This is a genomic window from Lactobacillus intestinalis (assembly GCF_024397795.1).
GTDB classification, from domain to species: Bacteria; Bacillota; Bacilli; order Lactobacillales; family Lactobacillaceae; genus Lactobacillus; species Lactobacillus intestinalis.
In genome coordinates, this window is record NZ_CP072983.1 from 408,238 (window position 1) to 428,180 (window position 19,943).

Genomic DNA, 19,943 nt, shown 5'->3' on the forward strand with positions numbered 1-19,943 from the left:
TGCCTTCAGTTTTATAAGATTACTGGGTTCGACTTATATTGAGTCAAGTTCTACATCTTATGAAATTAACGGCATGAAAGGTGGAAATAATACTCAAGAATTTAATAACATCATTCAAGAATTTTCAGACAAACATAATATATCCGCCATAAAAGTCTTTAATGTGGTAGAAGGAGGAGCTAGTACAGATATTGTTACCAAAATGCATGTTTATGGTAAAAAGATAGCACTACCGGCAAAAACACAAGCAACTACAGCTGAATTTGAAACTAGTGATTTGAGATATCCAATTTATTTTGTGGGAGATATTAAAAAAACTACTATTGAAAATATGTTTAAACGTGAGGGGATTAAATATAGTCCGATTCATGAAAATTGGAACACCGATATTCTAGTCTTCTTAACTACTAATAATGTTATTTACATTGTATTGCTGATTTTATTGGTTCTATTTATTGTGTTAGTTCTGACAAATTTATATGCAATGAAAGAAATAAACATTAAGGCCCTATTGGGGATATCGAACTTTGAAGATGCAGCAATAAGTTTTGGAAAGGACCAGCTTATTTTTACTGCTGCATTTGGAATTGGACTCATTTTGTTAGCTCTATATATGAAAATGCAATCGTATCTTTACGCATATAAAATTATGCTTTACTTTAGCTTGCTTTTATATTTAACAGTAACTTTAGTGATGATAATTAGTGCGGTAATTCGCGGATTGATTCATTCCCGATATACCATTATGGGTGCAATAAAAGGTGATAAAAAGAGTAAGTTCTCGTTCTATTTGAACCTCTTTATCAAAGCATTGATTGAAGTTTTCATTTGTATTTCTCTCTTTTCTTTATTAAATACTCAAAAGAGTGAAAAAGCTTTAAGTGATCAATTGAATGTCTGGATGAATCATAAAACTTTCTATACTGTTAGTGAAAATGCAGTTATGACAAAGGGTTCAGAAACTACATATTTAAATCGCCAATCCATGAAATTATTTCACTATTTGGATCAAAAGGGCGGAATGTTAGTTGATTATCAAGGTTGGGATAGTCCTCAAGATGTCGGTGATCTCAATAATGGAAATGTGATGACCGTCAATGCTCAGTATTTGAAAGAAAATAGAGTGGTGGGAGAAAATGGTAATCGTATAATTTTACCCAAGAATTCACCTGTTACTTATGTTTTGATCCCTCAACAATATTATTCTGAGCGTGCTAACTTGATTAAGTCATATCGCAGATCTCTTGCCCTGGATGATACAGAAAAACAATTAGGACGAAAACTTGAAACTAAAGCTATCAATATTAAAAATAATCAGAAATTGTTTACCTACAGTACTTATGCACTTAGTTTAGGTAATTATTCAGGTGCCGTAAAAAATGCAGTTTTAGTGGTGATTTCGAATAATTCCTTAGGCAGTTTAAATTCAAAACTTGACAGCAATATGAATTGGGATTCTTATATGTCTAATTCTGCGTTTTTGAGTCCAACACTATCGGCAGTGAAAACTGGAATTCAAAAAACTAATATTAAAAAGTATATTGGAAGTATTTTGAATACTAAAAGTTATGCAGCTAAGCAATTGGAGATTATTCAAACGGGGATGTTGCTGTCTCTAGTAGTAACTTTGGTAGCTTTTGCTATCGCTTTAGTTGAAAATGTGGCTTTTAACAGTGTTTATTTCAACAACAATAGTAAGAAACTAGCAATTCAAAGAATTTTTGGAGGAAGTGCGGCCTTACGTTTTGGTAAATTCATTAAGCTGATTTTTATTTTGAGCTTAATTGAAGCCTTAATTGTGTTCATGTTCACTGGAAGTGGGACTATTTCGCTAGGATTAATTATTGTAAGCAATATATTGGAGTGGATTTTATTGGTTGTACAAGGGATGCATTTAGATAAACATACTTGGGATTACTTAAAGGGAGAATAAAATGGTTCATCAACTTAATGTCAACAATTTGGGCAAGAGATTTGATAATTACTGGGTATTTCAGAATTTAAATTATAGATTTGAATCAGGAAAGATTTACGCTTTAACAGGACCTTCTGGAGGAGGAAAAACCACCTTGTTAAATTGCATAGGAAGATTAACCGATGCAAGTGATGGAGAAATTTTGTTAGATAATAAAGATGTTTCCTCAATCAAAATTCTGAAGTATTATCGCAACTATATTGGCTATCTTTTTCAAAATTATGCTTTAGTAGATGATCAACTACCCTAGAATAAATTCTAGGGTTTGCAGCTCTCATCTATTTTTACTAGATAGCGGTTATAGCGTCTTGCGACTTCCGCCTCCGAGGCTGCATCGTCGGGCAGTTGACAATACCCGTTTACCTGCCAAGTTTACTCGGCAGATCTTAATTTAGTAAATTTAGGTATTTTAACACCTTTGTGGTACTGGTCTCCTAAAAACTGGATATTCATGGCCGCTAGGCGATCGTCATTGGATTTGTAGCCACACTTATCACAAATGTAGAGGTGCAACTCATGGTTGCGGTTCTCCTTGCGGATTCTTCCGCACTTAGGACAGCGCTGGCTGGTAAATCTTGGAGAAACTTTGACTACAGTTGAAGAATTCAAATTAGCCTTGTAAGCTAAAAACTGCTCAAACTGGTAAAAAGTCCAAGAAACCATTTCATAGCGACGCTTTTTGGCAGCTTTCTCAGTCGCAAAGCGGACATTGGTTAAGTCTTCTAAAGCAAAGATAGTATTGGGACCGTAATGATCAACGAGTGTCTTGGTAAGGCGATGATTAACATCGCTTATAAAACGGTTCTCTCGCTGACCGATCTTTTTAAGTCTTCGCTTGGCAGACTTAGTGCCTTTGGCTTGAAGCTGAGCACGGAGTTTCTTATATTTGCGCCTGGTGCGCAATACTTTTTGTCCGCTGCAAAGCAGAGTCTGGCCCTGTTCGTCATAGCAGGCAGCCAAAAAGCGCAGACCGCGATCAATCCCAACGATGTGCTGCGTCTGCTTTAATTCATATTCAGAAAAGGACGTGGTCGCACTAAGGTGGATATACCAATTATTTTTGAACTGAAGCAGCTTAATTGAGCCAAACTTCCAGTGGCTAGAATCAAGATACTGGTCGAAATTTTTGCAGACAAAATCAACTTTCTTTCTCCCCATTAAGGTATTCAAAGAAAGCTGGGTGCTTGTATTTAAATAAGACCAGTCGCGATTGCGCTGAAGATCAAGCTGAAGACGCTTAAACTTAACTGGACGCCAAAGCCAAGTGAGATCACGCGGAATCTGCGACCAGATAGCATGGCCCTGCGCATCTTTTTCGCCAGTATTATAGCGAAACGGTGTTTGCTTTAATTGGGTTTTGATGGTTCTATAGCGAGCAACAACATTTCTGATAACCGATTGAGCCATTTGACTTTTAAGTCCAAACAGGTCTCTCAAATCATGATAAAGGACATGATTTAACCGAGAAAACCGAAACTCAAAATCATGGTCAAAAACATACTGCGAGACGAAATTGCAGGCATCTCTGTATGCAGTCATGGTCTTTATAAAAGCGTGTTCAGTCTCATCATCAATATTAAGGAGCTTGGCTTTAATCGTTACTGCCTGATCCAAATTATTCACCTCCAAACAAGCGTTTGAAAATGATTATATCATAGAAATTAGAGGAGAAAAAGACAAAATATAAAAAGGCTGAAAGTGCAATTCCTCCCCGGATTAAAATCCGGGGTATCCTTGCTTAATCAGCCTAGAAGGAGAAATCAATGAAACTATTTTGCAAAATTTGAATATAGTAAAGAAGCATAATCGACGTGAGTTAAGTTCTGTACTAAAGCGGTATAATTTATCTGCTGAATATCTAGATCGAAAAGTATTTACTTTATCTGGAGGGGAGGCTCAACGTGTAGCACTTGCACGATTGAGTTTGCAAGATCCGACAATTATTCTGGCAGATGAACCAACTGGGGCATTAGATCATAAGAATAGAGATTTGGTTCTACAAAGTTTACGTAAATTTGCAGATGAAGGCAAAATTGTAATCGTTGCTACCCACGATGATGTAGTCATGTCATTTGCAGATGAAAAAGTTGATATCGCAAATTATAAATAATTGAATCCCATTAACGTCAAGAATTAATTTCTTGGCGTTTTTTGATTAACTATAAGCATTTATTAGCACCTTTTATAACTGACTGCTAATTTTTTGTGCTTTTTGCTTGCATTCTATTTCAAAACAAGTTATTATCATACTTGTAAGTTAGCACTTGATAAATAAGAGTGCTAAGTAAGAAAGAAATTAATACTATAAACTTATTATTAGGAGGGACAAACGTGTTAGAACCAATTGGTGATCGCGTGATCGTAAAAGTTAAAGAAGAAGAAGAAAAGACTGTTGGCGGCATTGTACTTGCTTCTAATGCAAAGCAAAAACCAACTGAAGGCGAAATCGTTGCCGTTGGTGACGGCGCATACGCTGACAACGGTGAAAAGTTGCCAATGACTGTTAAGAAAGGCGACGTTGTTTTATACGATAAGTACGCTGGCGAAAGTGTAGAATACGACGGCGAAAAGTACTTAGTCCTTCACGAAAAGGATGTTTTAGCAATCGTTAAATAATTCTTTTACATATTTATAGAAGAAAAAGATAAATCTAAGGAGAAAAGGTTTATGGCTAAAGATATTAAATTCTCAGAAGACGCAAGACGTTCATTATTAAAAGGTGTAGACAAGTTAGCTGATACTGTTAAGACTACTATTGGTCCTAAGGGTAGAAATGTTGTTTTGGAACAAAGCTACGGCACTCCAGACATTACTAACGATGGTGTTACTATCGCTAAGTCAATCGAATTGAAGAACCACTTCGAAAATATGGGTGCACAACTTGTTTCAGAAGCTGCACAAAAGACTAACGATATTGCTGGTGACGGTACTACTACTGCTACTGTTTTGACTCAAGCAATCGCTCGTGAAGGTATGAAGAACGTAACTGCTGGTGCAAACCCTGTAGGTCTTCGTCGCGGTATTGAAAAAGCAACTAAGGTTGCAGTTGACGAATTGCACAAGATTAGTCACCCAGTAGATTCAAAGGAACAAATCGCTAACGTAGCTGCAGTTTCATCAGCTTCAAAAGAAGTTGGTGAATTGATTGCTGACGCTATGGAAAAGGTTGGTCATGATGGTGTTATCACTATTGAAGATTCACGTGGTATTGACACTGAACTTTCAGTAGTTGAAGGTATGCAATTTGACCGTGGTTACTTGTCACAATACATGGTAACTGACAACGACAAGATGGAAGCAGACCTTGACAACCCATACATTTTGATCACTGACAAGAAGATTTCTAACATTCAAGACATCTTGCCATTATTGCAAGAAATCGTTCAACAAGGTAAGCCATTGTTAATCATTGCTGACGATGTTACTGGTGAAGCTCTTCCAACTCTTGTATTGAACAAGATTCGTGGTACCTTCAACGTTGTAGCTGTTAAGGCTCCTGGCTTTGGTGATCGTCGTAAGGAAATGCTTCAAGATATCGCTGTTCTTACTGGTGGTACTGTAATTTCTGAAGACTTAGGCCTTGAATTAAAGGACACCAAGATTGATCAATTAGGTCAAGCTCGTCGTGTAACTGTAACTAAGGATTCAACTACTATTGTTGATGGTGCTGGTTCAAAGGACGCTATTAAGGAACGTGAAGAAACCATTAAGCACCAAATTGAAGACTCAACTTCAGACTTCGACAAGAAGAAGTTACGTGAACGTTTGGCTAAGTTAACTGGTGGTGTAGCTGTTATCCACGTTGGTGCTGCTACTGAAACCGAATTGAAGGAACGTCGTTACAGAATTGAAGACGCTTTGAACTCAACTCGTGCTGCTGTTGACGAAGGTTACGTTGCAGGTGGTGGTACTGCCTTAGTAAATGTTGAAAGCGCAGTTCGTGAAGCTAAGGGTGACACTCCTGATGAGCAAACTGGTATCAATATTGTCTTGAGAGCACTTTCTGCCCCCGTTCGTCAAATTGCTGACAACGCTGGTAAGGATGGTTCAGTCATCTTGAACAAGCTTGAAAATGAAAAGCCAGAAATTGGTTACAATGCTGCAACTGATGAATGGGTAAACATGGTTGATGCTGGTATTATTGATCCAACCAAGGTAACTCGTACCGCCCTTCAAAATGCTGCTTCAATTGCAGGACTTCTCCTTACTACTGAAGCTGTTGTTGCAGAGATTCCTGAAGATAAGCCACAAAACCCAGCTGGTGGTGTACCAGGTGCCGGCGCTCCAATGGGAATGTAATAGAATAAGTTTATAGTTTAAAAGATATACACAAATACGCTCTAGTGAAATGCTAGAGCGTATTTTTTGCTTAAAAATAGGTATTATATTTGCTAAAGTTAGTGCATATATGCAAGACTACTAATATAAGAAGCGCTGTGCAAGTGAGTTGATGACATTGGCGCCAACAACTACCAATGCGCCACCCCAAACGATTGAAGAGATAAGTTTAATAAATTTAAATTTTGACATAATGGTGACCTCCATGAATAAATATAATAATTTTGGTTTGAAGTATAAAACTGCTAGAAAAGAAAAGGGAATTTCTCAAGAAGAAGCTAGTAAAAATGTGACTTCGCGCGCTCGCTTATCGCGGTGGGAGCGAGGAGAGGTGACGATGCCTTTTGAGTTAGTGTTGCAGTTATTAAAAAATATCAATATGTCTTATGCAGACTTTATGAGGGATGATTCTGAAAAAGAGAGTCATTTCTTAGCGCGGGTGCAAGATCTATATATTGATAACAAAACTGCGGAGCTAAAAGAATGGGCTAAAGATCTTTTAGCGCAATATCATCAAAATACCAATCATAGAGAAATCTTGAAAAAGGCCGCAATTATAGCTAATTTCTATTTAGATCTAACTAATGAAAATTTACTAGCAATTTCTGATGCTCGTGAGATTGAACTTCAGCTTGAAAAGATTGAAACATGGTATGATAACGACATTATTTACTTTGGTAATGTGCAGTTATTGTTGAATCCAATTAGTGTGTATCATCTTAGCAGAAATATTAATAGTTCAATTTATGATAGAAAAAATGAAGTGAATATTGAATATGTTTTCAACGCTTTGATTAATGCAGCCTGTGTACTGATTAAGAGTAAGTTAGTAAGACAAGCTCAAGAAGTAGTAAAGATTTCTCGTAAATTGGAATTGCTAGGCTATCATCTGTTAGAAAGTTATCGTTTAAAGTATGTAGAAGGACTGTTGGCATATGCGCAGACTAAAGAGGATAAAAAATTACAAACATTGTTTTCTAAGTTAGCAGTTTTACCTTCGTTTGATCAATTACTTAGCGATTTCAAATTTGGTTTTTCTCAAATTAAAGAAATATACGCAATCTAAGTAATGATCTAGTGATATTTTTTCATAGGTAAAGAATAAAAATAAAACAAATTCTCACTAGCGAGAATTTTGCTCAATACTTCGCTAAATTTATGTAATATTTATAGTAGAAGCTAGTTCCAAACATAATGAATTAGACAGCTAGCTTAATATATTGTTATGTAAAGAAATACATTTCTGAGGCATTATTGTGGTAAGAATTACTAATCCTAATATAAGTTTGGCTTATAATCTGAATCACTATCAGCCCAGTCTACCGGGCGATGGAGATGATGATCTCTATCATGTAGTTGTTCAAAAAGGAAATGTTGGAGAAAGCTACGTTTATGCTCTACAGTTGCTTCATAATGGGCATAATATTTATGTATTTCGTGGTCGGCGTCAGACTGACGTTGCATTTGCAAAAAATGATCCGGTTTTAAGACTTATTGGACAAGGGGACTATACTGCTGGCGGACATACTCAAACTTGGGAATATGCAGGTCGATCTGGAGATTGGTTAGTAGGTACAAAACCAAGTAAAGACGATTGGACTATTCAAATTACTCGTGTTCATATTCCTGATGGAACAAGAATTTATGAAAATATTAAACTTCCACGCTTGTCTCACTTAAATTATGCTGGAGAATTCCATATTGATATGAAAAGAGTAGAAGCAGCGGTTTCACCAGACTATCAAAGCTTATTAATTGCCAGTGTGGATCAAACTGGAAATGGCTACTTCTCAGTTTATAGTATGAAACAAGCCAATGATAAGTTGACAGATTCTCAATATCATGTTTCTAATGGAATAATTCCTGATGTAGATATTAGAAGCTTAGATTTACAGAAATCATTTAGAATTCCTAATATTACTGATTCTTCAAAAATTGGTTCTCTTCAAGGATATGATATTGATAATGGAGCTAATAATATTTATGTTTCAAGTGGATTTGGTCCTGGGACTGATGGTTATAAAACAGATAAATCAAGAAAAATTATAAAGATTCCATGGAATACTACAGAAAAGTATCAATGGAGTGAGATTCCTTTAGATGGAACCAATGAAAATGGCTATATTATTGAACCTGAAGGACTACAATTAATTAGTGATAATGATGTATACGTAACTATTGCATATCATGAAGTTGGAGATAATTTAACTGTCATGAATCGAATTTATAGAGTAAGCTGGTAAGACAGAAGTGCATTAATTATAATGATGTAATCGACAAATATTTGTCGATTACATTTTTTTGAAAGGAAAATTTATATGAATAAGAAAATAAAGATAATAAGTTTAGCAAGTGCGGCATTACTTACAATTAGTCCATTAATAACTACCCCCGTAAGTGCGGCTACGAATGCGACTATGACGTCAAATTCTGTTAAAAATAGTGAAATATATTTTACTTATAATGATGAAAAAATTCCAGATAATGGAATTGTCCCATTAAAACAGGGACTTCCTGTTAAGGAGGGAGAAACTCTTTATGAAATTTACCAGGCTGCTAAAGAAACAGTAAAATTGACTGGCCCTAATTCTACAACAGATGTAAATTATGATCCTTCTGAGATTGCAAATCAGTTGCGTGACCAAAATGTTTCATTTGTAGGTGGAGAAAGATCTGCTGCTAAAATTATTGCGCCAATTACGGGTTTTACTTTAAAGCTTACGGGGTCATATGTTAATAAAGCAGGCGATCGTAAAAATACGACTGTGAAAGTACCATTTGGAACGGGTGAAGTTAAGAATGCACCTCAGTTCCAATTGGAATATATCCAAGATGGAAAGAAGCAAACTCTTAATCCTAATAGCATGACTTTCCAAATTGCTAAAACTTCTAAGTTTAATTCATTAAATTTTATTGGAAGCAACGGGTCTACTTATAAAATTATGGCTACTGGGTCTGCAAGTGATTCTAAAAACGTAAATATTAAAGTATTGAAAAATGATGTTGATACCACGAAATCGGGCAGTTTTGGATTGGTACAATTACAAGCAACTAATTCTGAAGGAAAATCTTCAATAATCTCTTTCACAATCTTGGTTAGTCCTGAAGGTAAGCAAAAGTTAAATCTTATGCCAAGTGACTGGGTGGCAGCACCTGAAGGGTATCGGACTTTTGTTCAAGGAGCAGAATATTACATAGGCAATGAAACTAAAATTGAAAATGGCGTTTCTTATACGCGTATTTATCCCACTTCGAATAAAAAAGACGGCGTCTGGTTTCAAACTATGTATCTTGCAAATCCTTATCCAGCACCTAAAATTGTTGAAAAGACCATCATGCATCGTGCATTAGCATATTCTTTGGGTGGTGGAAGCAAGTATCGTCACTATCCAGCCTTTAAGAAGATTTACGTAAAAAGTACACCAGTAGAGTTTAAAGGTGGAAAATATTATCAAGTTTTTGAAAAAGATGGTACCTATACTAGCGATTATTTGAAGGTGTCTAATATTGATGGAATCAAGCGTACTTTAAAGCATAATGCTTATGTTTACGCAACAAGTACGCGTCGGGCTGATCGTCAGGTCTTGAAGAAAGGCACAAAGGTCACTACTTATGGTGGTTCTTACAAATTCAAGAATGGTAAACGTTACTACCGAATCGAAGGAGCTACGAAGACGCATAAGCGTTATGTAAGAGTTTCAAATTTTGAATAATTCTTCATACGCTCTAGTGAAATGCTAGAGTGTATTTTTTGTAAAAAGTATATTTCTTGAAAATCATTTTTGCTAAAGCTCTCTGTTGAATATTAGCTATTGAATTATTTGTTATTGAAATTAGACTTGTAGTTCAAGTCAGAAAATTTAAAAAGGATAAAAAGTCTTCCAAAAATCTATGAAACACTTAAAGAATCTATTTTTAAAATTAACCAAAAGTGGGAAAGGATTCCTACTATTAGTTAACATTGTGGGAATTATTTTCATTACTTTTGAAAATCTTTATGATAGTTACGGAATGATGCTTTACAAGACAAGCTTTGCCAATGCAACAGAAGAATTTTGGAGCAGTGAGCTTCTATTTGGCGGGTTATTTCTACTTGTTGTAAATGGCTTAGCTCTCATCGCCGTAATTAGGGAAAAACATAAAAAGAAAAAATAACAATACCAAACCAACGTACAAATAATGCGTTGGTTTATTTTTGCTGTTTTTTGCCATTGCCTTATAATAGTTAACAGCACTATTTATTTTGAAGAAAGAGGAATTCATTTGGCTAAGTCAAGTACTACTCCGATGATGGAGCAATATTATGAAATTAAGAAGCAGTACCCTGATGCTTTTCTTTTTTATCGTGTGGGTGACTTTTATGAATTGTTTGAAGATGATGCGGTCAAAGGTGCGCAGATTCTTGAATTAACCTTGACCCACCGTTCTAACAAAACTGAAAATCCAATCCCAATGGCTGGTGTGCCGCATATGGCTGTCGACAACTATGTGAATACTTTGGTTGAAAAAGGCTACAAGGTGGCACTTTGCGAGCAACTTGAAGATCCAAAAAAGGCCAAAGGAATGGTCAAGCGTGGAATCATCCAATTGGTCACTCCTGGTACCATGATGAATGAAGGTCCAAATGATGCCAAGGATTCTAACTATTTAACTTCAGTGGTTACTACCAAGTCCGGTTTTGGATTAGCCTACAGCGACTTGTCAACTGGGGAAGTGTATGCGACCCATTTGAAGGATTTTGCGGCTGTTTCTAATGAACTTTTATCACTTAGAACGCGCGAAGTGGTGTATAATGGCCCACTTTCGGAAAAAGATCGCGATTTCATGCATAAGGCTAACATTACCGTTTCTGAACCAGTGAAGCTCGAAGGCGAGCATGCAGAAATTTCTTACGTCGAACAAAGCTTAACTAGCAATGCTGAAAAAGAAGCAACGCGTCAATTGATTAGCTATCTTTTATCTACACAAAAAAGAAGCCTAGCCCACCTGCAAATTGCCAAAAGCTATGAAGTTAACCAATACTTGCAGATGTCACATACTGTGCAAAACAACTTGGAATTGATTGCTTCTGCTAAAACTGGCAAAAAGATGGGATCCTTATTCTGGGTTTTAGATAAAACTCACACCGCCATGGGTGGACGTCTTCTTAAACAATGGCTAGCGCGCCCACTTTTATCAGTTGAAGAAATTGAAAAGCGGCAAGAGATGACACAAGCTCTGTTTGATGGTTATTTCACGCGTGAAAATGTGATTGATGCCCTCAAGGGTGTTTATGATTTGGAACGTTTAACAGGGCGGATTGCCTTTGGAAATGTGAATGCGCGGGAGCTTTTGCAATTATCACGGTCCCTGGATGCGGTACCGGTCATTTTGGAAGCTTTAAAGCAAGACAACAGTCCAGCTTTGAATAATTTTGCTGATCAAATCGATCCTTTAAAGGGTGTGGCAGAATTGATTTCAACTACGATTGTAAAGGATCCACCAATTTTGACTACAGAAGGTGGTTTAATTCGAGAAGGCGTTGATGCACAACTTGATCGTTATCGGGATGCAATGAATAACGGTAAGAAGTGGCTTGCTCAAATGGAAGTTGATGAACGTCAAAAGACTGGCATTGACAATTTAAAGGTTGGCTACAACAAGGTCTTTGGCTATTATATTCAAGTTTCTAACGGTAATAAGAGCAAGGTGCCGCTTGATCGTTATACACGCAAGCAGACTTTGACCAATGCTGAACGTTACATTACCCCAGAGCTTAAGGAACATGAAAATTTAATCATGGAAGCTCAAACGCGTTCAACTGATTTGGAATACGATTTGTTTGTAAAATTGCGTGAGGAAGTTAAGAAGTATATCCCCGCTTTACAAAAATTGGGTAATCAATTAGCAGCTCTAGATGTTTACTGCGGCTTTGCGACTGTTGCCGAGCAAAATGATTACGTTAAGCCTAACTTCCACACAGACAATCAAGATATTAGCGTCATTGCTGGGCGACATCCCGTTGTTGAAAAGGTCATGACTGCCGGCTCCTACATCCCAAACGATGTCGAAATGGATAATGGCACCAATATTTTCTTAATTACAGGACCTAATATGTCCGGTAAAAGTACCTACATGCGTCAAATGGCGCTGATTGCGATTATGGCCCAAGTCGGCTCTTTTGTGCCAGCTGAGCAAGCTGATTTACCAATTTTTGATCAAATTTTTACCCGAATTGGTGCGGCCGATGACTTGATTTCTGGTCAAAGTACCTTCATGGTGGAAATGAGCGAAGCAAATGATGCCTTGCAATATGCAACTAAGCGCAGTTTAGTTTTGTTTGACGAAATCGGTCGTGGAACCGCAACTTACGATGGCATGGCACTCGCGGGTGCGATTGTAAAATACTTGCACGACAAGGTTGGTGCTAAGGCTTTGTTTGCGACGCACTATCATGAATTGACTGATTTGGAGGATAGTTTAGACCATCTGAAGAATATCCATGTTGGTGCTACTGAAGAAAATGGCAAGTTGATTTTCTTGCATAAAATCTTGCCAGGCCCCGCTGATCAAAGTTACGGGATTCACGTTGCCCAGCTTGCGGGTTTACCCAAGGCAGTTTTGCGTGAAGCAACTAAGCTTTTAAAGCGCCTTGAAGCTCAAGGCAGTGAACTGGCTCCAGCTAGTCAGCAGCTTGACTTGTTTAATGAGCCTGCACCGAAAGTTGAAGAGCCAGAAGTAGATGAGACGAGCGAAGCTGAAAAAGATATTTTAGATGAAATTTCTAATTTGTACTTAGCAGATAAAACGCCACTTGAAGTAATGCAATTAGTGGCTGATTGGCAAAAAGATTTAAAGGATGAAAAATAGTGGCACAGATTCATGAATTATCTGAAAATTTAGCCAACCAGATTGCGGCCGGAGAAGTAATTGAACGTCCCGCAAGTGTGGTTAAAGAATTAATCGAAAATTCAATCGATGCTGGCAGTACACGAATTCGGATTGATTTTATTGAGGCTGGGTTAAAGCAGATTGTAGTTCAAGATAACGGCTCAGGAATTAGCCCTGATCAAATTGAATTGGCCTTTACCCGTCACGCTACTAGTAAAATTAATAATGAACACGATCTTTTTAAAGTTGCAACTTTGGGCTTTAGAGGAGAAGCTTTAGCTTCGATTGCGGCTGTTAGTCATGCGGAAATTTTAACTAGTGATGGCGAGCATATTGGTGCTAGAGCCGCTTTTAGTGGTGGAGTTAAAAAGAGTCAAGAAGATGCGGCTGCAAGAAAAGGTACGCAGATTACTGTTAGGGATCTATTTTTTAATACACCAGCTCGTCTGAAGTATTTAAAGAGTCCGCGTACGGAAATTATGAAGATAGTAGACATCGTGAATCGGATTGCTTTAGGTTATCCGCAAATTTCGATTACTCTGTCGAATAAGGGGAAAGTTTTGTTAAGAACCCCTGGGAACGGTAATTTGAAGCAGACCGCAGCCAATGTCTATGGGCGCCATATTGCCGAAAAAATGGTTGAATTCAAAGCAGACGATCCGGATTTTGAGATTAATGGTCTTTTATCAAAACCTGAGCTTACCAGATCAACGCGTAATTTTATGTCAATTTTATTGAATGGACGCTATATCAAAAACTTTAAATTGCTTAACTCAATTATGGATGGTTATGGTTCACGCCTGGGAACTAAGCATTATCCTGTCGCCATTGTTCGTATTAATGTTGATCCTTTGCTAGTCGATGTCAACGTTCATCCAACCAAGCAGGAAGTACGCTTGTCTAAGGAAAAGGAGCTTAGTCGCTTAATTACTACCGCAATTAGTGACGCTTTTATTAATAATGCGGAAAGTGGGCTAGATAATTTAAAGACGAATTCTAAGCCAACTTTGGTTGATCAGTTGAAATTTAATTTAAATAAAGACGTGGTGACAACCAAGCGTAAGCCTGAAGTCCATGAAGAAAAAGTGCCAATAAAGCCGATGGTAAAAGCTAAATATGTTGATTTGAACACTCCACGCGAAGATAGTCGCTACATTATTACTAGCACTTGGCAGGAAAATGTTCAAAAGCAAATGCAGCTGTCGCCTTTTAATGAAATTGCTTCAACAGATTTAGTTTCAGTTGGGGATGAAACTTTGGCTAATAATTTGCCGTATCTGACTTTTACTGGCCAGATTAATTCTTATATTATTGCTCAAAATAATGATGATCTTTATTTGGTAGATCAAGTTGCTGCTCGGCGCCGTTTATCTTTTGAGAAAATTCAAGAGACAATTTTAAATAAGAAGATCTATGAACAAGGTCTGTTAGCCCCAATTGTGCTCGATTTTAACAATTTAGACTTTATTCAGATCAAGAACAAATTAGATGAAATCGCTAAGATTGGGATTCATCTAGAGGAATTTGGTCAGGATAGCTTCATTATTAGATCCTATCCAACTTGGATTCAGGGAGATGTTGAGAGTAGTTTGCGTGAAATTTTAGATTCATATCTAAATGTGAATAAGAGTGAGGCTACCAATTTATTTAAGGATATCGCGATAAAGCAAGCTCATAAGGAAGTTAGCGGAAGAATTAAACTTTCGGCGGTTGAAGCGCAGAATATTTTGACTAAATTACGAAAAAGTTCTGATCCTTATCATGATCCGGAAGGTAATTTAATCATCGTTAGAATCAGACAAAACGAAATCCAAAAAATGTTTAAAAAGGGATAAAAAAGATGTATGAATATTTAGAAGGTGTAATTGAACTTGTCACTCCAAGTTACATTGTCGTAGATGTAAATGGCGTAGGGTATAAAGTGTTCAGTCCAACTCCATTTGCTTATAAAGAGGGAGAAAAAGCTAAAGTATATATTGAACAAAACTTTAGTGATAATAATGGCTTTACTCTTTATGGTTTTCAAAGTATGGAGGCTAAAGGACTATTTTTAAAGCTGCTTAGTGTAAGTGGCATTGGACCAAAATCTGCCCTAGCAATTATGGCGGCTGAAGATAGTGATTCTTTGGCCGAAGCCATCGAACAAGGGGAAGTTAAATACTTAACACGCTTTCCAGGAGTGGGTAAAAAGACTGCTTCTCAAATTGTGCTTGATTTAAAGGGCAAGCTCGGTGACTATGTTCAAAAACTTGATCGTCAAGTAGATAAAAGTGTTTCTCCAGCTTTGAATGATGCACTTTTGGCTTTGATTGCGTTAGGCTACACTAAAAAAGAGGTCGATAAGATTACGCCAAAACTTGCAGAATATAATGCTAAGACTGCTGACGAATATATTAAAAAAGGCTTGGCTTTATTACTTAAGAAGTAATTAATCTGTTATAATGAACACAAGTTTGTAAAGTTGAGGAAGTGAAAAAATGACACCAAAAGATGATTCTGTGACTTCAGGCGAAGTTGAAAATGCTTCAGAAGAACAGATGGAATTGACTTTGCGTCCGCAAAGTTTAAGCCAATATTTAGGCCAAGAACGTGTAAAAAAAGAAATGGCAATTTATATCAAAGCTGCTAAACAGCGTGATGAAGCACTCGATCACGTTCTTTTGTATGGACCGCCAGGACTTGGTAAAACTACGTTGGCTTTTGTAATTGCCAATGAACTAGAGGTAAACTTGAAAAGTACTAGTGGACCAGCTATTGAAAAAGCGGGTGACTTAGTAGCACTTTTGTCAGATTTAGATCCTGGAGACGTTCTATTTATTGATGAAATTCACCGTTTAGCTAAGCCGGTTGAAGAAGTACTTTATTCGGCAATGGAAGACTATTATATCGATATCGTGATTGGTGAAGGACAAACTACGCACGCAGTCCACGTCCCACTACCACCCTTTACTTTAATTGGGGCCACCACTCTTGCTGGGCAATTATCTGCACCTTTGCGTGATCGTTTCGGAATTGTGGAGCATATGCAGTACTACACTGTTAAAGAACTTAAAGAAATTGTTGAAAGATCTAGTGAAGTTTTCCATACAAAAATTGCCCCCGAAGCAGCCATTGAACTTGCGAGAAGATCAAGAGGGACCCCGCGTGTGGCTAACCGTTTATTAAAGAGAGTTAGAGATTTTGCGGAAGTTAAAGGCGAAGATACAATTTCCCTTGCAACCACAACGTATGCCTTAAAACAGCTGCAAGTTGATGATGAGGGACTCGATTTAACGGATCGTCGTATCTTAAGAACTATGATTGAAGGTTATCGTGGAGGTCCTGTTGGTATTAGAACTTTAGCTGCTAATATCGGTGAAGATATTGAAACAATTGAATCTTTATACGAGCCATATTTGCTTCAACAAGGATTTATTTTACTTACTCCGCGTGGAAGAGTCGTCACGGAAAAAGCATATTTGCAATTAGGCCTTCCTATTCCTGGTAAAAAGTAGTACAAAGTTGTTTTTTTAGGTATAATTGACTATACAGGTAAAAAAATTTATGAGGTGTCTAATTTGAATACTTTATTTTTAGCAGCTAACGGCGGAGCCGCTGGCAACAATATGATGATGATCTTATTATTTGTAGTTTTGATTGGATTTACTTACTTCGGGATGATTCGTCCTCAAAAGAAGCAACAACAAAAGAGAATGCAAATGATGGATCAATTGAAAAAAGGTGACAAAGTTATCTTGGTAGACGGTTTGCATGCTAAGGTTGATTCAATTAACAACAAGGACAAGACTATTGTTGTTGATGCTGACGGGATCTACTTAACTTTTAGTAGAATGGCTGTCCGTCAAATTATCCCAGCTGCCGAAACTACAACTGAAGAAGCAACTGCTGAAAAGCCAGCAGAAGAAAAGCAAGCTACTGAAGAAGCAAAACCAGCAGTAGAAGAAAAGGCTGATGCAGCTAAAGAAACTGCAGAAAAAGCTAAAGCAGAAAAGACCCAAGATTCGGATTCTGCTACTAAGTAATTCAAAAAGCGTTTGAACAACGCTTTTTTTGTTTTTCTAAAATAAAGCTTGTTGTAAAATAAAAATAGTTAGACACTAAATTTAAGAAGGAAGTACTTAGACTATGAAGAATATTCCAGTTGTAATGATTATTTTTGGTGGTAGTGGGGATCTGGCTCATCGAAAATTGTACCCGGCTTTGTTCAATTTGTATGAACAAGGATTAATTCATGATAATTTTGCTGTAATTGGAACGGCTCGTCGCCCATGGTCACACGACTATTTGCGTCAACAAGTAGTTGATGCTGTTCATGAAACTCATAACGAGGTTGATGAAAACAGTTTGAAGAACTTTGCTAGCCACTTCTACTATCAATCTCATGATGTTACTAATGTTGAACACTATGAAACTTTGAAGAATTTGGCTCAAGAGCTGGATGATCGTTATAGCGCTCAAGGCAATAGATTGTTCTACATGGCAATGGCTCCACGCTTCTTTGGGACTATTGCAACCCATATTAATGATCAAAAGTTAACTGGTAGCGGCTTTAACAGAATTGTTGTTGAAAAGCCATTTGGTCGTGATTTGAAGTCAGCTGAAGAATTAAATAAGCAAATTACTGCTTCATTCAAAGAAGATGAAATCTTTAGAATTGATCACTACTTGGGTAAAGAAATGATTCAAAATATCTTGCCACTTCGTTTTACCAATCCATTAATTAAAAATATTTGGAATAGTGACAACATCAAGAATATTCAAGTTACCTTGGCTGAAAGACTTGGTGTTGAAGCTCGTGGTGAATATTATGAAACATCAGGTGCCCTTCGCGATATGGTTCAAAACCACATTTTCCAAATTATTACCTTGTTGGCAATGCCAGAACCTAAGGCAATTGACGCCGAAAGTATCCACCAAGCCAAACAAGAGTTGCTTGATAGTTTAGTTATTCCAACCCCAGAGGATGTAAAGAAGCACTTTGTGCGGGGCCAATATGCGGGTAGTGATACTACTTTTGCTTATCGTAAAGAACCTAAGGTCGATGAAAATTCAACTACTGAAACTTTCGTTGCTGGTGAAACTAAATTCAAGAAGGGTCCTGTTAAAGATGTCCCAATCTACTTTAGAACTGGTAAGGAATTTAAGGAAAAGAAAAACCGTATTGATATTGTTTTAAAGCATGCTAATACCCCATATGGTGGTGTACATTCAAACAATATTACGATTGAAATTGATCCTCAAAGTAAGCTTTACATTACTATCAATGGTAAGAAGATTGATACAGACGGCATCCGGCGTGAAAACCTAACCTACGCCTTTTCAAAAGAGGAGATGGCCAAGGTTCCAGATGGTTATGAAAGATTGCTTCATGACGTCTTCGTTAATGATTCGACCAACTTTACTCATTGGGCAGAATTAAAGAGATACTGGGAATTTATTGATGCAGTTGAAGATGCCTGGAAGAAAGAAAACGAAGCTGGCAACCCAGATATTGTTCAATATCCTCCATACAGAATGGGACCAAAAGAAGCTGATCGCATTTTTGAATCTCCAACTGGACATTGGATTTATGAGTAAGATAGATCATTCAGAAAATTTATTACCTAAAAATGACATCCATCGTCGGATTATCCATCTCGACATGGATGCCTTTTACGCTTCTGTAGAAATGCGTGATCACCCTGAATATCGCCACAAGGCTTTAATTATTGCTCGTGATCCGCGTAAACATAACGGCCACGGAGTAATTACTACCGCAAATTATTTTGCTCGTCAATATGGAGTTGGAAGTGCGATGCCAGCTATTAAAGCTATAAAAAGGATCCCATCCGATAAATTAGTCTTTTTGCCACCTAATTTTGAAAAATATCGAGCAGTTTCAGCCCAAGTTCACAAAATTATGCATGAAGTTACTGATCGAGTGGAATCAGTGGCTTTAGATGAAGCGTATTTAGATGTAACTGAAAACAAGCTCGGCGATTGTACAGCAATCGAGCTTGGCAATTATATGCAAAAAAAGATCTATGAAGAATTGAAATTAACGTGTTCGTTTGGAGTAAGTTATAATAAGTTTTTAGCTAAAATGGGCTCTGAATATGCCAAGCCTTTTGGAAAAACTGTTATCTTGCCAGATGAAGCTTTAGATTTTTTAGGAATGCAAGACATTAAAAAATTCCCTGGAATTGGTAAGAAAACTCAAGAGATTTTACGTCAAATGGGAATTAATACTGGCTCCGATTTACAAAAACAGAGTGTACATTTCTTAATAGATCGCTTTAAAAAGCAGGGATATGTTTTAGCAATGCACTCGCGCGGAATTGATTTGAGCCCAGTTCAAGGCGAACGCCAACGTAAGTCAATTGGGAAGGAACGTACTTTTGAGCCTTTAATCTTTGACCAGCAAAAAGCACTAACTAATTTGCGAATATTTAGTAGCGAAGTTGCAGAAGCATTAAATAAGCAAAGCTTGTCGACAAAATGTGTGGTTTTGAAGATTAGGGATGCGGATTTTAGGACGATGACACGAAGAAAAATGCTCAAACATCCTACTCAAAATAGCCATGTCATTTTTGATCTAGCACGAGAGATGTTTTTGGCGTTGCCGGAATTTTTAAATATTGGAATTCGTCTTTTAGGAGTTTCTGCAACAAATTTGGAACAAGAATCATATTCACAAATTAATTTGTTCAATGCGATAGAAGACTAACTTGGCTCATTTTTTGGTAAACTAGTAGTAGAACAGACTCAAGGAAGGGAAGAA

17 protein-coding genes are annotated in these 19,943 nt (G+C 37.1%); 16 read left to right on the forward strand and 1 reads right to left on the reverse strand.

The features are described 5' to 3' along the window. Positions 1-73: 73 nt before the first annotated feature. Together KBW87_RS02125 and KBW87_RS02130 are read left to right on the forward strand one after the other, a co-directional pair. On the forward strand, positions 74-1,933 hold the full coding sequence (locus KBW87_RS02125) for a DUF1430 domain-containing protein (RefSeq protein WP_057809176.1): 1,860 nt from the start codon (positions 74-76) through the stop codon (positions 1,931-1,933). Between the two features lies 1 nt (position 1,934). Beyond that, positions 1,935-2,225 carry an ATP-binding cassette domain-containing protein gene (locus tag KBW87_RS02130; RefSeq protein WP_236695245.1) on the forward strand — a complete coding sequence of 97 codons (291 nt, stop codon included), beginning with the start codon at positions 1,935-1,937 and terminating at the stop codon, positions 2,223-2,225. A gap of 122 nt (positions 2,226-2,347) precedes the next feature. On the opposite strand, the gene KBW87_RS02135 is transcribed toward KBW87_RS02130, so the two are convergent. Beyond that, positions 2,348-3,589: an RNA-guided endonuclease TnpB family protein gene (locus KBW87_RS02135; protein WP_255807069.1), complete on the reverse strand. Its 1,242-nt coding sequence runs from the start codon at positions 3,587-3,589 to the stop codon at positions 2,348-2,350. 160 nt (positions 3,590-3,749) lie between these two features. On the opposite strand from KBW87_RS02135, the gene KBW87_RS02140 reads away from it, so the two are divergent. The 14 genes from KBW87_RS02140 to dinB all read left to right on the forward strand — a co-directional run bounded on the left by KBW87_RS02140 (position 3,750) and on the right by dinB (position 19,889). Next, positions 3,750-4,085 (forward strand): ATP-binding cassette domain-containing protein, encoded by a 336-nt coding sequence (locus KBW87_RS02140; RefSeq protein ID WP_255807173.1) that lies wholly within the window; start codon positions 3,750-3,752, stop codon positions 4,083-4,085. Between the two features lie 221 nt (positions 4,086-4,306). Next, positions 4,307-4,591 carry a co-chaperone GroES gene (gene groES / locus KBW87_RS02145; RefSeq protein WP_004045439.1) on the forward strand — a complete coding sequence of 95 codons (285 nt, stop codon included), beginning with the start codon at positions 4,307-4,309 and terminating at the stop codon, positions 4,589-4,591. 51 nt (positions 4,592-4,642) lie between these two features. Then, on the forward strand, positions 4,643-6,274 hold the full coding sequence (groL, locus tag KBW87_RS02150) for a chaperonin GroEL (protein ID WP_057810205.1): 1,632 nt from the start codon (positions 4,643-4,645) through the stop codon (positions 6,272-6,274). Positions 6,275-6,518: 244 nt separating this feature from the next. After that, positions 6,519-7,379 (forward strand): helix-turn-helix domain-containing protein, encoded by an 861-nt coding sequence (locus tag KBW87_RS02155; protein ID WP_057810208.1) that lies wholly within the window; start codon positions 6,519-6,521, stop codon positions 7,377-7,379. A 190-nt stretch (positions 7,380-7,569) separates the two neighbouring features. After that, positions 7,570-8,556 carry a helveticin J family class III bacteriocin gene (locus KBW87_RS02160; RefSeq protein WP_057810210.1) on the forward strand — a complete coding sequence of 329 codons (987 nt, stop codon included), beginning with the start codon at positions 7,570-7,572 and terminating at the stop codon, positions 8,554-8,556. Between the two features lie 75 nt (positions 8,557-8,631). Next, on the forward strand, positions 8,632-10,026 hold the full coding sequence (locus KBW87_RS02165; protein ID WP_057810212.1) for an SLAP domain-containing protein: 1,395 nt from the start codon (positions 8,632-8,634) through the stop codon (positions 10,024-10,026). A 178-nt stretch (positions 10,027-10,204) separates the two neighbouring features. Beyond that, on the forward strand, positions 10,205-10,468 hold the full coding sequence (locus tag KBW87_RS02170; RefSeq protein WP_057810214.1) for a hypothetical protein: 264 nt from the start codon (positions 10,205-10,207) through the stop codon (positions 10,466-10,468). Between the two features lie 132 nt (positions 10,469-10,600). Further along, a complete protein-coding gene (gene mutS, locus KBW87_RS02175) occupies positions 10,601-13,162 on the forward strand; it encodes a DNA mismatch repair protein MutS (protein ID WP_157055133.1) in 2,562 nt (853 codons plus the stop codon). Next, complete coding sequence (mutL, locus tag KBW87_RS02180; protein WP_057810218.1) at positions 13,162-15,018, forward strand: DNA mismatch repair endonuclease MutL; 1,857 nt, start codon at positions 13,162-13,164, stop codon at positions 15,016-15,018. Before mutS ends, mutL begins: the two co-directional genes overlap by 1 nt. Before the next feature lie 5 nt (positions 15,019-15,023). Then, positions 15,024-15,611, forward strand: a complete 588-nt coding sequence (ruvA, locus tag KBW87_RS02185; protein ID WP_057810220.1) for a Holliday junction branch migration protein RuvA — start codon at positions 15,024-15,026, stop codon at positions 15,609-15,611. Between the two features lie 49 nt (positions 15,612-15,660). Then, positions 15,661-16,677, forward strand: coding sequence for a Holliday junction branch migration DNA helicase RuvB (gene ruvB / locus KBW87_RS02190; RefSeq protein WP_057810222.1), 1,017 nt, complete (start codon positions 15,661-15,663; stop codon positions 16,675-16,677). Between the two features lie 63 nt (positions 16,678-16,740). Next, positions 16,741-17,205 (forward strand): preprotein translocase subunit YajC, encoded by a 465-nt coding sequence (gene yajC / locus KBW87_RS02195; protein WP_057810224.1) that lies wholly within the window; start codon positions 16,741-16,743, stop codon positions 17,203-17,205. Positions 17,206-17,308: 103 nt separating this feature from the next. Continuing rightward, complete coding sequence (zwf, locus tag KBW87_RS02200) at positions 17,309-18,760, forward strand: glucose-6-phosphate dehydrogenase (protein WP_004045425.1); 1,452 nt, start codon at positions 17,309-17,311, stop codon at positions 18,758-18,760. Continuing rightward, positions 18,753-19,889 carry a DNA polymerase IV gene (gene dinB, locus KBW87_RS02205; RefSeq protein WP_083478864.1) on the forward strand — a complete coding sequence of 379 codons (1,137 nt, stop codon included), beginning with the start codon at positions 18,753-18,755 and terminating at the stop codon, positions 19,887-19,889. Before zwf ends, dinB begins: the two co-directional genes overlap by 8 nt. Positions 19,890-19,943 lie beyond the last annotated feature (54 nt).

Bases quoted from the DNA above. Each gene is read 5' to 3' on its own strand.
- KBW87_RS02125 (WP_057809176.1), top strand. From the start codon at position 74: ATGAAAGGTGGAAATAATACTCAAGAATTTAATAACATCATTCAAGAA.
- KBW87_RS02130 (WP_236695245.1), top strand. From the start codon at position 1,935: ATGGTTCATCAACTTAATGTCAACAATTTGGGCAAGAGATTTGATAAT.
- zwf (WP_004045425.1), top strand. From the start codon at position 17,309: ATGAAGAATATTCCAGTTGTAATGATTATTTTTGGTGGTAGTGGGGAT.
- KBW87_RS02165 (WP_057810212.1), top strand. From the start codon at position 8,632: ATGAATAAGAAAATAAAGATAATAAGTTTAGCAAGTGCGGCATTACTT.
- mutS (WP_157055133.1), top strand. From the start codon at position 10,601: ATGATGGAGCAATATTATGAAATTAAGAAGCAGTACCCTGATGCTTTT.
- ruvB (WP_057810222.1), top strand. From the start codon at position 15,661: ATGACACCAAAAGATGATTCTGTGACTTCAGGCGAAGTTGAAAATGCT.
- KBW87_RS02155 (WP_057810208.1), top strand. From the start codon at position 6,519: ATGAATAAATATAATAATTTTGGTTTGAAGTATAAAACTGCTAGAAAA.
- groL (WP_057810205.1), top strand. From the start codon at position 4,643: ATGGCTAAAGATATTAAATTCTCAGAAGACGCAAGACGTTCATTATTA.
- KBW87_RS02170 (WP_057810214.1), top strand. From the start codon at position 10,205: ATGAAACACTTAAAGAATCTATTTTTAAAATTAACCAAAAGTGGGAAA.
- ruvA (WP_057810220.1), top strand. From the start codon at position 15,024: ATGTATGAATATTTAGAAGGTGTAATTGAACTTGTCACTCCAAGTTAC.
- dinB (WP_083478864.1), top strand. From the start codon at position 18,753: ATGAGTAAGATAGATCATTCAGAAAATTTATTACCTAAAAATGACATC.